A 13,131-nucleotide genomic window follows, 5' to 3' on the forward strand; every position below is an offset into this window, starting at 1 on the left:
TATAATGGATGACGCGATGACTGAAGACGTGAAGCGAACAGTTGCAGTGATTGGCGCGGGCGTGATCGGCGCCTCGATTGCCTTCGAGCTTCAGAGACGCGGGTTCCAAGTCACGCTGATCGACAAGGGTGAACCGGGCCGCGGCACGTCCTACGGCAATATGGCGAGCATCGCCCTCGATTTCGCTGCCGGATCCGGCCCCGCCACCTGGAAGAAGATCCCCCGCTGGCTTCTCGATCCTGAAGGTCCAGTCTGGCTCCGTCCATCCTACGCGCCGAAGATGCTACCATGGTTCCTGCGCTTCATCGCCGCCGGACGGCCGTCGCGTCTGCGCGAGATCGAGGATGCCGGAATGCTGCTGACCGGACGCGCGCTCGCCGATACCCGCGCCATGCTTTCGGCAATCGGCGCCCCCGAACTGATGACCGACGAAGGCTGCCTCGCGATCTACGAGACCGAGTCGGAGTTTGCCGGTGATCGCGGCCATATCGAGATGATGCAGCGCTACGGCTTCGAGTTCGAAGTGCTGAACGGCGGCGCAATTCAGCATTATGAACCGGCGCTGTCGTCCAAGGTCGCCAAGGCGGTACTGCTGCCGGACAATAAATCGATCCGCGAACCCTACCAGCTTGTCGTCAAGCTGGCGGCTGCCGCAGAGGCAGCCGGTGCGCGGTTCCTGTCGGGTAGCGTGCGCAGCATCGAGCGAAAGCCCGAGGGAACCTCGGCCGTTATCCTGGAAAGCGGCGGCCGCATCGAGGTTGATGCCGTTATCGTTGCCGCCGGTGTTCATACCCGTGATCTCGCTGCGAAGCTCGGAGAACCGATCCCGCTGGAAACCGAGCGTGGTTATCACACTCAGATCATGAAACCCGGCATTGCCATGCGCTATTCGGTGATCTGGCCGCATCGCGCCTTCATGGTCACGCCGACGGCAGGCGGCATTCGCGTCGGCGGCAATGTCGAGCTCGCAGGCCTCGATGCCGCGCCTGATTTCCGCCGTCCACGGGTTCTCGTGCGCCATGCGCAGCGCGTGCTGCCCGGCTTGAAGGTCGAGGATACCAGCGAGTGGATGGGGCATCGCCCCGCGTTGCCGGACACGATTCCGATCATATCGGCTTCGTCGAAGGTGCCGGGTGTTTTCTATGCCACCGGACATGGCCATCTCGGCCTGACGCTGGCCGCCACGACGGCGCAGCTGATTGGCGATATGGTCTCGGGCACGAAGCCGGCGGTCGACATGACGCCGTTCCGCATCGATAGATACTGATTTGCACGACGAGCCGGTCTGGCTCGCTTTGGAAGGACGAGACGGATGAGATGGAAGCGCACGATCCAGCTTCTGGATGTTCATTGCGAAGGTGAAATCGGCAAGGTCGCGATCGGCGGCGTGCCGAAAATCCCCGGCGAAACCGTGGCGGCCCAGCTGCACTGGCTGAACACCGATCCGAAGGGCACCGAGCTTCGCCGCTTTCTCTGCCTTGAGCCGCGCGGCGCGCCGATCGGCTCGGTCAACCTTCTGCTCCCCGCCAAGCATCCGGATGCCGATGCGGCCTTCATCATCCTGCAGCCCGATCAGGCGCATGCAAGCTCGGGCTCGAACTCGATCTGCGTGACGACGGCTCTGCTGGAATCCGGCATCGTCGAGATGAAGGAGCCGGAAACGGTGGTGACGCTCGAGACCGCCGCCGGTCTGGTCGAGGCAGTCGCAACCTGCCGCGACGGTCGCTGCGAGAAGGTCCGCCTGACCATGGTCCCGGCCTTCGTTCACGAGCTCGATGTCGACGTCGAGACGCCGGAATGGGGCACGATCAAGGTCGATCTTTGCTATGGCGGCATTTTCTATGCGCTTGTCGATGTCGGCCAGATCGGCTCGAAGATCGAGAAGTCGAATGCCGCCGAGCTGGTACGCGCCGGTATGGTTCTCAAGGATATCATCAACCGCGACATCAAGGTCGTTCACCCCGAAATCCCCGCGATCTCGGGCGTGGCCTATGTCATGTTCCGCGATATCGAGCCGGATGGCGCGGTGCGCACCTGCACGACCATGTGGCCCGGCCGCGCCGACCGCTCGCCCTGCGGCACTGGCAGCTCGGCCAACCTGACGACACTGCATGCCCGCGGCAAAGCAAAGCCCGGCGACATCTTCACGTCGCGTTCGATCATCGGTTCGGAATTCGAAGTCGGCCTGCAGTCGGTCACCGAAGTCGCCGGACGCACGGCAATCATCCCGACCATCACCGGCCGCGGCTTCACCTTCGGCCTCTCCCAGGTCGCCCTCGACCCCTTCGATCCGCATCCCGGTGGTTTCGCGCTGACGGACGTCTGGGGTCCGCAGGCGGGTGAGATCTAGGCTTAGTAGTCGAAGGGCTCGACCTTCGACTTGCCGCCCTCACCGGCGGCATGCGGATAGATCACGCCCTTGCGCAGGATGATGTTGGCATACAGCCGGGGTTCGCTGGTCTGGATCAGCGCATGGGCGGCGCGGACGCGGCCGTAGAAGTCCTGGCCGATCAGCGGTACGACCTGCTGATGCGGTTCGTGTCTGGCGCAGCAGTCGATCATCTCCTCATGCACCGGATCGAGCTTGTCGCGCTCGGCCTTCACCGTAGAGCGGAAAATCGCTTCGGGTACGAAATCGTCGATCGGCAGCACGCTGAGCACCGCATCGAGAACCGGGATGAGGCCATGGCCATCAAGGCGGATCAGCCGGCGCGCGTGTTCGACGCCTGGATAATTGCCGTCGACGATGGCGATTTCGTCGCCGTGGCCCATGGCGCGCAGCGTCGAAAGCAGTTCCGGACTCAAGAGCGGATCAAGCCCCTTCAGCATTTTCAATCTCCTTGAACAGCACGTTCTGGTCGGTGAGATAGCGCGCAAAGATCGGAAGGCTCGCCCCGCCGATCGCCCGCGCCTGCGACCCAACAGCGCCCTCGATGATCTCCGGCATGACGACGCCCTGAAGGTCGAGTTTTTCCGCCTCGCGGATGGTCGCGCGCACGATCCGTTCGCGCACCCAGCCGGGGAAGCCGCCATCGATCACTGCGGCGCTGAAATCGATGATCGATGCGGCAGCGACGATCCCTTGTGCCAGTGCCTTGGCGGAGTCCTGGATCCAGAGCTCCATCGCCTCGCCGAAATCGACCCAATCATCGGCGGAATACCAGAGCGGCTCGGGATCGATGCCGCGCTCGCGCAACATGTTTTCCAGCACGAAGATCGAAGCGATTTCAAGCAGCTGGAGCGTCTCGCCATTCTTGCCGCGGACGGGCAGGGGGCCGATCGCGCCGGCGGTGCCGGTACGGCCGGAAAAGATCGCCGAGTTGAGCACGATGCCGCCGCCGATGAACGAGCCGATGAAGAAATAGACGAAATCGGGATAGGACGGCCCGACCCCGAAAACCAGTTCGGCGCCGCAGGCGCTGGTGGCGTCGTTCTGCAGGAAGACGGGATAGGAGACCCGTTTCGTCACTTCGGCCTGCAGGTCGAGGCCGCGCCAGACATCCATGGCGCCAGGCGGCGAGCCGACCTCCTCCGCCCAGTTCCACAGCTCGAAGGGGGCGGCGATGCCGATGCCGGCGATGCGGCTGCGCTCTTTCGCATCCAGCCGGCTTTCGAGTTCGGCGATCCCCGAAACGATGAAATCGAGGAAGTCGCCAGGCAGCGGATAGGCATAGGTCTTGTGCAGCTGCATGCGGATATTGCCGACGAAATCCATCAGTACCAGATCGGCACTTCGCCGGCCCATCTTCACGCCGAACGAATAGACGGCATCCGGATTGAGATGCATGGGAATGGATGGCTGGCCGACGCGCCCGCGCACGGGAGCGCCGCGTGAGAGCAGCCCGTCCTTTTCCAGCTCCCGCATGATGACCGAGACGGTCTGGGCCGAAAGGCCGCTGCGGCGCGCGATATCGGCCTTCGACAGGGCGCCGTAGAGGCGCACCAGCGACAGCACGAGCCGCTCGTTATAGGCGCGCACCCGGATCTGGTTTGCGCCCCCGGCGGGGTTCAGAATTGGTGGTGCGGCCGGCGCATGCGCCGGGCCTTCCAGGGACGACATTGGGCACTCCTCCCGATCATCGGCCTATGCCCTATTTTCAACCACCATGCCACATCGAATTAATAATTCAATTGGATTTATTTATTGACAAGCGATTTTCTTTTCGCTTTTAATCGCCATCGTGAACGGCATCGAACGGTCTTGGAGGAGGCTTCCGGCGAAATCCGAGGCGGCGTTCGTGCTTGAAAATACGGGTCTGGCCATGACGGCGATCCGCTTACTCTCTGGGAGGAGTTCTCGTGAAGAAATCAGTTCTCGCTTTCGGCGCGCTCGCACTCGGCGTCGCCTTCTCGGCTCCGGCAATGGCCGCCGACGTTTCGGCCTGCCTCATCACCAAGACCGATACCAACCCATTCTTCGTCAAGATGAAGGAAGGCGCGACCGCCAAGGCCAAGGAACTCGGCGTCACGCTGAAGTCCTACGCCGGCAAGATCGACGGTGACAGCGAAAGCCAGGTTGCCGCTATCGAAACCTGCATCGCCGATGGCGCCAAGGGTATCCTGATTGCTGCTTCCGACACCAAGGGCATCGTTCCCAACATCAAGAAGGCCCGCGATGCCGGCCTGCTCGTTATCGCGCTCGACACCCCGCTTGAGCCGATCGATTCTGCCGACATGACGTTTGCGACCGACAACCTGCTCGCCGGCAAGCTGATCGGCCAGTGGGCCAAGGAAACACTCGGCGACAAGGCTGCAGACGCCAAGGTTGCCTTCCTCGATCTGACGCCGTCCCAGCCTTCCGTCGACGTTCTGCGCGACCAGGGCTTCATGATGGGCTTCGGTATCGACCCGAAGGATCCGAACAAGATCGGTGACGAAGACGACAAGCGCATCGTCGGCCACGACATCACCAACGGCAACGAAGAGGGCGGCCGCACCGCGATGGAAAACCTTCTCCAGAAGGATCCGACCATCAACGTCGTCCACACCATCAACGAACCGGCTGCTGCCGGCGCCTATGAAGCGCTGAAAGCTGTCGGCCGCGAGAAGGACGTGCTGATCGTGTCCGTCGACGGCGGTTGCCCGGGCGTCAAGAATGTTGCCGATGGCGTCATCGGCGCCACCTCGCAGCAGTACCCGCTGCAGATGGCCGCTCTCGGCATCGAAGCGATCAAGAAGTTCGCAGACTCCGGCGAAAAGCCGAAGCCGACCGAAGGCAAGAACTTCTTCGACACAGGCGTGACCCTCGTCACCGACAAGCCGGTCTCCGGCGTCAAGTCGATCGACACCAAGGAAGGCCTCGGCAAGTGCTGGGGTTGATCCCAGCCTAGCCTGAACCAAAACGCGGAGATGCCCAGCGGCATCTCCGCTCCCTGCTCATCTTTGACAGCGCGCCGAATTGGGTGCAGCTTAACCCACGTCTTGCCCGAAAGCGGCCGGACACCCCTTTGGGAGTGGGGTCACGCGGAGGATTTCCATGAGCGAGCCAACAACAGCCGCACCGCATCACGACTACGAAAAAGTTCTCAAGGACAGCTCGAAGGACGTCGCGTCTTTCGACACGGATGACAATTCGGTCCTCCAGAAATTCAGGCATTTCCTGCACTCGTCGCCTTCGGCCGTATCGCTGATCGTTCTTGTGCTTTCGCTGATCATCTTCGGCGCCCTTCTGGGTACGAAATTCTTCTCGGCCTTCTCGCTGACGCTGATCCTGCAGCAGGTGGCGATCACCGGCATCGTCGGCGCCGCGCAGACGCTTGTGATCATGACCGCCGGTATCGATCTGTCGGTCGGCGCCATCATGGTCCTGTCGTCGGTGGTCATGGGACAGTTCGTGTTCCGCTACGGCCTTCCGGTCGAGATCGCGGTGCTCTCAGGCTTTGCCGTCGGCGCTCTCTGTGGCTATATCAACGGCCTGCTGATTGCCCGAATGAAGCTGCCGCCGTTCATCGTCACCCTCGGCATGTGGCAGATCGTGCTTGCCACGAACTTCCTCTATTCGGCCAATGAGACGATCCGCGCGCAGGACATCGAAACCCAGGCGCCGCTGCTGCAGCTCTTCGGTAATACGTTCCGCATCGGCGGCGCAGTCTTCACCTACGGCGTCATCGCCATGGTCCTGCTCGTCGCCGTCCTCTGGTATGTCTTGAACCATACCGCCTGGGGCCGGCATCTCTATGCCGTCGGCGACGACCCTGAAGCCGCCGGCCTTTCCGGTGTCAACGTCAAGCGCATGCTGGTTTCGACCTACGTACTCTCGGGTCTGATCTGTGCGCTTGCCGGCTGGGCTCTGATCGGCCGTATCGGCTCCGTCTCTCCGACAGCGGGCCAGTTCGCCAACATCGAGTCCATCACTGCGGTGGTGATCGGCGGCATCTCGCTCTTCGGCGGCCGCGGCTCCATTCTCGGCATGATGTTCGGGGCGCTCATCGTCGGCGTCTTCTCGCTCGGCCTGCGTCTTCTCGGCACCGATGTTCAGTGGACCTATCTCTTGATCGGCGTGCTCATCATCGCCGCCGTTGGTATCGATCAGTGGATCAGAAAGGCAGCAGGCTGATGGCAACCGAACCCCTTCTCACGGCGCGCGGTCTGGTCAAACGCTATGGCCGCGTCACAGCCCTCGATCATGCCGACTTCGACCTCTATCCCGGCGAAATTCTCGCCGTGATCGGCGACAATGGTGCGGGCAAGTCTTCGCTCATCAAGGCGATCTCGGGCGCGATCCGTCCCGACGAAGGCGAGATCAGGCTGGAAGGTCAGCCGATCCACTTCTCGTCACCGATCGAAGCCCGCAAGGCAGGCATCGAGACGGTGTACCAGAACCTTGCTCTGTCGCCGGCGCTGTCGATCGCCGACAACATGTTCCTTGGACGCGAGCTTCGCAAGCCGGGCTTTATGGGTCAGTTCTTCCGCAAGCTCGATCATTCGGCGATGGAAAAGCAGGCACGCGCCAAGCTCTCCGAACTCGGCCTGATGACCATCCAGAACATCAATCAGGCGGTGGAAACGCTCTCCGGCGGTCAGCGCCAGGGTGTCGCCGTGGCACGCGCCGCCGCCTTCGGCTCCAAAGTAATCATCCTCGATGAGCCGACGGCAGCCCTCGGCGTCAAGGAAAGCCGCCGCGTTCTGGAGCTCATTCTGGATGTCCGCTCGCGCGGCATCCCGATCGTGCTCATCTCGCACAACATGCCGCATGTCTTTGAAGTGGCCGACCGCATCCACATCCACCGCCTCGGACGCCGCCTGACGGTGATCAATCCGAAGGAATACACGATGTCGGATGCCGTTGCCTTCATGACCGGTGCAAAGGCCGCTCCGCAGGAGACGGTCGCCGCATGAATGTCAGGATAGATGAAATCACCGGCGCGGTTCTCGACCGCGCCGGAAGTGCGAAGCGCTTCCTCGTGGGTATCGCCGGCCCGCCCGGTGCCGGCAAATCGACCATGGCTGACAACCTCGCCAACGGCCTGAAGGCGCGCGGCGAAACCGCCGCTGTCCTGCCGATGGATGGCTTCCACATGGACAATGCCGTGCTTATCGAGCGCGGCCTGCTCGCCCGCAAGGGGATCCCCGAGACCTTCGACGTCCGCGGCTTCCTCGATATCGTCCGCGCCGTGCGTCCGGCCGATCAGGAAGTTCTGGTTCCGGTCTTCGACCGCTCCCGCGAACTGTCGATCGCCTCGGCCCGGCCGATCTCGCCACACGACCGCTTCATCATCATCGAAGGTAACTACCTGCTGTTCACGCAGGGCAAGTGGGCTGCTCTCGACGGCATCTTCGATTACACGATCATGCTGGCACCGCCGATGGAAGTGCTCGAGGAGCGCCTCTGGGAGCGCTGGCGCGGCTACAAGCTCACCGAAGAAGAGGCCGGCGCCAAGGTCTATGGCAACGATCTCCCCAACGGCCGCCTCATCCTGGAGAACCGCCGCCCCTCCGACATGACATTGGAGATCGCGCTTTAGGGCCGCATCGGCGCTCTTGCTGATCGGCAAGAATCGCGACATCCATTAAACCTCTGGCTTCTCTAGCCGGAGGTTTTTCATTTTAAGCTGCAGGCATTTGTTTTTAGGCCTCACGCGCGTTTTCAAGTCTGCCTTTGCCACATGCTCCGATCCTATATTGCCTTCACACGCCGGAACCCCCGGCTCCTCAGTTCCGCGATCATCCTGATGATCCTGTCGAGCGCGGGACAGACCTTCTTCATCTCGCTGTTCTCGGATGCGTTCCGCACCCACTACGCGATCGGTGACGGAAGTCTGGGAGCAGTGTTTGCCATTGCGACTTTCGCGTCGGCGCTCGCGCTGCCTTATCTCGGTCAGAAGATCGATGCGGTAAGCCTTCGCAAATTCACGCTGGGCGCCGGGCTTTTGCTCGGCCTTGCCTGCGCAATGATCGCTCTGTCGCCTGCATCGGTCATCTTCTTCGGCATCTGCCTCTTTCTGCTTCGGCTGGCCGGTCAGGGATTGATGGTCCACACAGCAATGACGGCGATGATCCGGTTCTTCCCGGCGGATAGCGGAAAAGCGATGGCTGTCGTCAGCCTCGTTTATTCGGCGACCCTGGTTTTCATACCGGTCGCTGCGGTTGCCGTCTTAGGTTTGGCCGGATGGCGGGGGACGTGGCTGTTCACAGGCGCAACCATCGTTTTCGGTGTCTGCGCAGCATGCCACTTGCTGCCGCGCGACGATGTAGCCAGCAGCGCGGCGAAGGTCAGTAACCCCTTGTCTCAGCCGGGAGTAGCCCGGCCAAAGCTCGGATTGATGCTGCTTCTGTGCCCCACCATGCTGGCTGTCGCCTTCATTTTGACGGCCATGATCTTCCATCAGGGCGTCCTCGCCACGGAAAAAGGCTGGCCGCTTGAATGGTTGGCGGGCTGCTTCTCCGCCTTCGCGATTTCGCAGGCTGTGACATCGGTACTCGTGGCGCCTCTCATCGACAGAATCCGCGTCATCCGCATTCTGCCTGTCTTTCTTCTGCCGCTGGCAATAGGGCTGGGTATCATCGCACTCTTTGACGGCCTTTGGGCCGCGCCCCTCTACATGGGTCTTCTCGGAATATCCGCAGCGATCGATCTGAAGCTCGGGACTATCCTGTGGGCCGATCTGTTCGGCGCCGTGCAGTTCGGCTATGTCCGCTCGCGCTTCGAAGCGATCCGGATCATCGTCACCGGCAGCGCTCCCCTGATCGCCGGTAAGCTGCTGGATGCCGGCATTCCGCTCACGAACCAGGCCGCCGCCTATGCATGCTACGCAGTTGGTGCCTCCGCTTTGGCAGTTGTCGCCGGCCGGTTTGCGCGCAAGGCTCACAAGTGATTTCGGCGCTGTCTAAACGGTTGTTTCCATCGGCCTGTTGATGCTATCGAAGCGCCACCCGCAGCGTTCCGGAGGCTCCCATGCAATCGATCACCATCCGCCGTCCAGATGACTGGCACCTGCATCTGCGCGATGGCGCCATGCTGGAGGGGGTGATCGGTGACACCAGCCGCGATTTCGCACGCGCCATCATCATGCCGAACCTTGTGCCGCCGGTGGTGACGACGGCGGATGCGCGCGCCTACCGCGAGCGGATCATGAAGGCGCTGCCGCAGGGCGATCGCTTCGAGCCGCTGATGACACTTTATCTCACGGAGCATACGAGTGCCGACGATGTGGAAGAGGGCAAGAAGAGCGGCCTGATCACCGCGGTGAAGCTTTACCCGGCCGGTGCGACCACCAATTCCCACGGCGGCGTGCGAGATATGGACAAGGCGATGCCTGTTCTAGAGCGCATGGCGAAGATCGGCCTGCCGCTCTGCGTCCATGGCGAAGTGACAACGCCGGAGATCGATATCTTCGACCGTGAAGCCGTCTTCATCGAAACCGTGCTTGAGCCGCTGCGCAAGCGTCTGCCGGAACTGAAGGTGACGATGGAACATGTGACGACTGCCGATGGCATCGACTACATCAAGTCGTCGAAGGCCAATCTGGCGGGCTCGATCACAACGCATCACCTGATCATCAACCGCAACGCCATCCTCGTCGGCGGTATCCGTCCGCATTATTACTGCCTGCCGGTCGCCAAGCGCGAGAACCATCGCCTGGCGCTGCGGGCGGCGGCCGTCAGCGGCGATCCGCGCTTCTTCCTCGGCACGGATTCGGCTCCCCATGTCGATCCGCTGAAGGAATGCGCCTGCGGCTGCGCCGGTATCTATACCTCGATCAATACGATGAGCTGCCTGGCGCATGTCTTCGAACAGGAGAATGCGCTCGACAAGCTCGAGGCTTTCACCTCGCTGAATGGCCCGGCCTGGTATGGCCTGCAGCCGAATGACGAGAAGGTCACGCTGGTCAGGCGGGATGAAGCGATCACGTTTCCGTCAAAGATCGAGACGGGCGCAGGCCCTGTGACAGTCTTCGATCCGATGTTCCCGCTGCATTGGGATGTAAAACGCTAAAGAAAACCGGCTTTACCGTCAATTTCGGCGGGTATCAGTGTTGCTGATACTATGGCAGTCTCGCGGTTCGAATATTCGCGTTCGCGGTCCATGATTTTTTAACAGAATGCATAAGACATTCGTCACCAGTGACAGGCTAGTTTCTGGACGAATTGTAGGGCGCGGCAGAAGCCGCGGAGTTTTGAAAGCATGATGCTGGATTATAATTCCCTTTTGCTGGCGCTCGGCGTTTCAGCAACGTGTCTGGCTGTGACCCTGATGGGCAGCTGGTTTGCACGGCGTGCCGAAACCTTTCTGTTGACCTGCACCTGCGGCCTCGTTCTCGTCGTCAGCGGCATTTTCGTTTACAGTGTCTATGTTTCGTCGCCCGGTCTGATCTCTGGCACCGCCAGCTTTGTCCTCTTTCAAGCGGGCTTCGCTGCCATATGGGGTGCCGGCTATCAATTCCGCACTAGCCGTCTGCCGCTCGCGGGCATTCTCTCATATGCGCTGCTTGCGATGCTGGTGCCGGTCGGCAGCATGATTGCTGGCTACGATGGACTTGGTTTCATTGCTGATAACACGTCGATCACCCTGCTGCTGCTCGCCACCGCCTATCAATACTGGCGGGCGCGGGCCGAGGCGCCGGCACCCATCATGGGTATCACCGTCCTTTACACGCTGACGGGCATATCCTTTGCGCTCTGCGCTGCGGTGTTGATCTATGATGGCAAGATGGTGCTTGGCGCTGCGCCCAACAACTGGGCCGAGGACCTGAGCCTTGCCGTCTGCATCGCCAGCATGACCGGTATCGGCGCCCTGTCGCTGGCGCTGCATCAATGGCGTCTGGCTGCCCGCCACAGGCAGGATGCGATTACCGATCCGCTGACCGGCCTGATGAACCGCCGCGCGCTGTTCGATCGTCACGGCGAGCGTCTGATGGGCGCCTCCACGGCCGTCATCATCTTCGATCTCGACCATTTCAAGTCGATCAACGATCGCTATGGCCACGCTGTCGGCGACCGCGTGCTGCGGGTCTTCGCCGGCGAGCTCGGCGCTCATTGCCGCGATGGGGATACAGTCGCTCGTCTCGGCGGCGAGGAGTTTGCCCTCGTCCTCAAGGAGATCATGCCGGGCCGGGCTGAGATGATTGCCGAACGCATCCGCCGCACCTTTGAGGAGCGCGAGATCTATGTCGAAGACGAGACGTTGCGCTGCACCGTCAGCATCGGCGTGGCGCCGGGCCGCGCGACACCGATGGATTTCGACACCATGCTGAGTGAAGCCGACAAGGCGCTCTACGCCGCCAAGCGCGCCGGCCGCAACCGCGTTGAACTTGCCAGCCATCTGCTGGCTGTTCCCGACGCGCCCTCCGTTCGTAGCGCCTCTTGATCATCCAACATTAATCGCTAATGTCGGCGCTGGCCGGATGCAGCCAGCCGTCCCGCGGCGCGGAAGCGCTAAGGTGAATGCATCCAGATGAAATCCTTCACATCCTTGCCAATGGCGAACGATGGCGAACGGGTCAGCAGACGCGGGCACTGATCTTCCTGTTCGCTGCCGATGGAAGGATGAACGATGCGCGATTTTCGCGATGCCAAGACCATGGCAAAAGCACTGCGGCAGGCGCTGGCCAGCCGCGACATTTCCCTGACGCACAGCGAGACGCTGGAGATCGTTGCCAGGCAATTCGGCTTCGATCAATGGAACATCCTCGCCTCCAAGCTCGATGAAACCAAAGGCGGCGAGCCATCGATCGCGATCGAGCCACCGATCCCGATCTTCCGCATTTTCGACGTGGCGAAAGCCATGGAATTCTATTGCGGCTTCCTGGGCTTCACCCTCGATTGGGAGCACCGCTTCGGCGAAAACTTTCCGCTCTATTGCCAGGTGTCGCGCAGCGGCATGATCATGCATCTGAGCGAGCATTCCGGCGATGCCAGCCCCGGGGCCAAGGCTTTCGTCTGGATGAAGGGGGTGTGCGCCTTTCAGGCCGAGCTTGCCGGCAAGGACTATCGCTATATGAAACCCGGTGTCGAGGACGCGCCTTGGGGCTCCGAGATGACTGTAATCGATCCGTTCAGCAACAAGATTGCCTTCTGCGAGCGGACGTAAAGTGATCTACGAGGCGGGAGCTTTATCTCCTGCTTCGCTTTCAGAGCAGCACCAGCGCACGCACGAAGGCAATCGCCGAAGCCAGCGATGCTACGGTGCGGACATGATTCCACCAGGTCCAATCCCTCAGATAGACATTCCACAGATCGGCCGCTGCGCTGCCATTGCCGCTGACTTTCGCCAGCGCATCGTTCATCGGTACGTTGAAGACGATCGTCGAGACGAATGATGCGATTATATAGCAGGCGGCACCGAAAATCATCCAGAGGCTTGCGCTGCCGCGCCAGTCCGTGAAGGCGATGACTGCAATCCCCACGCAGATGATGGCGACCGGGATGAACAGCAGCATGAAGGGCGATCGGACGATGGTGACGTTGATCGAGTTCATTGCCGCGATGCCTTGTTCCGGCGGAATTTTCGAAAAGGCGCTCATGATGAAGGTCGAGAATGCGAAGAATATGCCTGCAATGAGACCGCTACCGATCGCGGCGGCGACGAGAAGAATGGGAAGAGTGGCGGCCATGCGAATTCCTCCGGTTAAAACAAGAGAAAATCTCTCATTTGCAAAATGAGATAAACTCTCTTATTTTTCTTGTCAACTT

Annotated in this window: 13 protein-coding genes; 10 read left to right on the forward strand and 3 right to left on the reverse strand. The window is 61.3% G+C overall.

All coding sequences use genetic code 11. The annotated features are described in order from the left end of the window. Window positions 1-16 precede the first annotated feature (16 nt). Window positions 17-1,267: an FAD-dependent oxidoreductase gene (locus AB4Z25_RS07805; protein ID WP_112538462.1), complete on the forward strand. Its 1,251-nt coding sequence runs from the start codon at window positions 17-19 to the stop codon at window positions 1,265-1,267. A gap of 45 nt (window positions 1,268-1,312) precedes the next feature. Beyond that, on the forward strand, window positions 1,313-2,350 hold the full coding sequence (locus tag AB4Z25_RS07810) for a proline racemase family protein (RefSeq protein WP_112538463.1): 1,038 nt from the start codon (window positions 1,313-1,315) through the stop codon (window positions 2,348-2,350). A 2-nt stretch (window positions 2,351-2,352) separates the two neighbouring features. On the opposite strand, the gene AB4Z25_RS07815 is transcribed toward AB4Z25_RS07810, so the two are convergent. Together AB4Z25_RS07815 and AB4Z25_RS07820 are read right to left on the reverse strand one after the other, a co-directional pair. After that, window positions 2,353-2,829 (reverse strand): RbsD/FucU domain-containing protein, encoded by a 477-nt coding sequence (locus AB4Z25_RS07815; protein ID WP_112538464.1) that lies wholly within the window; start codon window positions 2,827-2,829, stop codon window positions 2,353-2,355. Then, window positions 2,813-4,060, reverse strand: coding sequence for an ROK family transcriptional regulator (locus AB4Z25_RS07820; protein ID WP_112538465.1), 1,248 nt, complete (start codon window positions 4,058-4,060; stop codon window positions 2,813-2,815). Before AB4Z25_RS07820 ends, AB4Z25_RS07815 begins: the two co-directional genes overlap by 17 nt. A 239-nt stretch (window positions 4,061-4,299) precedes the next feature. On the opposite strand from AB4Z25_RS07820, the gene AB4Z25_RS07825 reads away from it, so the two are divergent. From AB4Z25_RS07825 to AB4Z25_RS07860, 8 genes are all read left to right on the forward strand, one after another. Further along, complete coding sequence (locus AB4Z25_RS07825; RefSeq protein WP_112385308.1) at window positions 4,300-5,319, forward strand: sugar ABC transporter substrate-binding protein; 1,020 nt, start codon at window positions 4,300-4,302, stop codon at window positions 5,317-5,319. A gap of 157 nt (window positions 5,320-5,476) precedes the next feature. Beyond that, window positions 5,477-6,556 (forward strand): ABC transporter permease, encoded by a 1,080-nt coding sequence (locus tag AB4Z25_RS07830; RefSeq protein WP_112385309.1) that lies wholly within the window; start codon window positions 5,477-5,479, stop codon window positions 6,554-6,556. Further along, the gene (locus tag AB4Z25_RS07835; RefSeq protein WP_112385310.1) at window positions 6,556-7,338 is read left to right on the forward strand and encodes an ATP-binding cassette domain-containing protein; all 783 of its coding nucleotides are present in this window, start codon (window positions 6,556-6,558) and stop codon (window positions 7,336-7,338) included. Before AB4Z25_RS07830 ends, AB4Z25_RS07835 begins: the two co-directional genes overlap by 1 nt. Then, the gene (locus AB4Z25_RS07840; protein WP_112538466.1) at window positions 7,335-7,964 is read left to right on the forward strand and encodes a nucleoside triphosphate hydrolase; all 630 of its coding nucleotides are present in this window, start codon (window positions 7,335-7,337) and stop codon (window positions 7,962-7,964) included. Before AB4Z25_RS07835 ends, AB4Z25_RS07840 begins: the two co-directional genes overlap by 4 nt. Before the next feature lie 207 nt (window positions 7,965-8,171). Next, window positions 8,172-9,314: an MFS transporter gene (locus AB4Z25_RS07845; protein ID WP_162698719.1), complete on the forward strand. Its 1,143-nt coding sequence runs from the start codon at window positions 8,172-8,174 to the stop codon at window positions 9,312-9,314. Window positions 9,315-9,394: 80 nt separating this feature from the next. Beyond that, complete coding sequence (gene pyrC / locus AB4Z25_RS07850; RefSeq protein WP_112538468.1) at window positions 9,395-10,435, forward strand: dihydroorotase; 1,041 nt, start codon at window positions 9,395-9,397, stop codon at window positions 10,433-10,435. Window positions 10,436-10,624: 189 nt separating this feature from the next. Further along, on the forward strand, window positions 10,625-11,806 hold the full coding sequence (locus AB4Z25_RS07855; protein WP_112538469.1) for a GGDEF domain-containing protein: 1,182 nt from the start codon (window positions 10,625-10,627) through the stop codon (window positions 11,804-11,806). Between the two features lie 186 nt (window positions 11,807-11,992). Continuing rightward, the gene (locus tag AB4Z25_RS07860) at window positions 11,993-12,529 is read left to right on the forward strand and encodes a glyoxalase superfamily protein (protein WP_112538470.1); all 537 of its coding nucleotides are present in this window, start codon (window positions 11,993-11,995) and stop codon (window positions 12,527-12,529) included. Window positions 12,530-12,569: 40 nt separating this feature from the next. On the opposite strand, the gene AB4Z25_RS07865 is transcribed toward AB4Z25_RS07860, so the two are convergent. Then, on the reverse strand, window positions 12,570-13,052 hold the full coding sequence (locus AB4Z25_RS07865; RefSeq protein WP_112538471.1) for an anthrone oxygenase family protein: 483 nt from the start codon (window positions 13,050-13,052) through the stop codon (window positions 12,570-12,572). Window positions 13,053-13,131: the final 79 nt, after the last annotated feature.

Source organism: Rhizobium sp. RAF36 (assembly GCF_052114105.1).
Classification (GTDB): domain Bacteria; phylum Pseudomonadota; class Alphaproteobacteria; order Rhizobiales; family Rhizobiaceae; genus Rhizobium.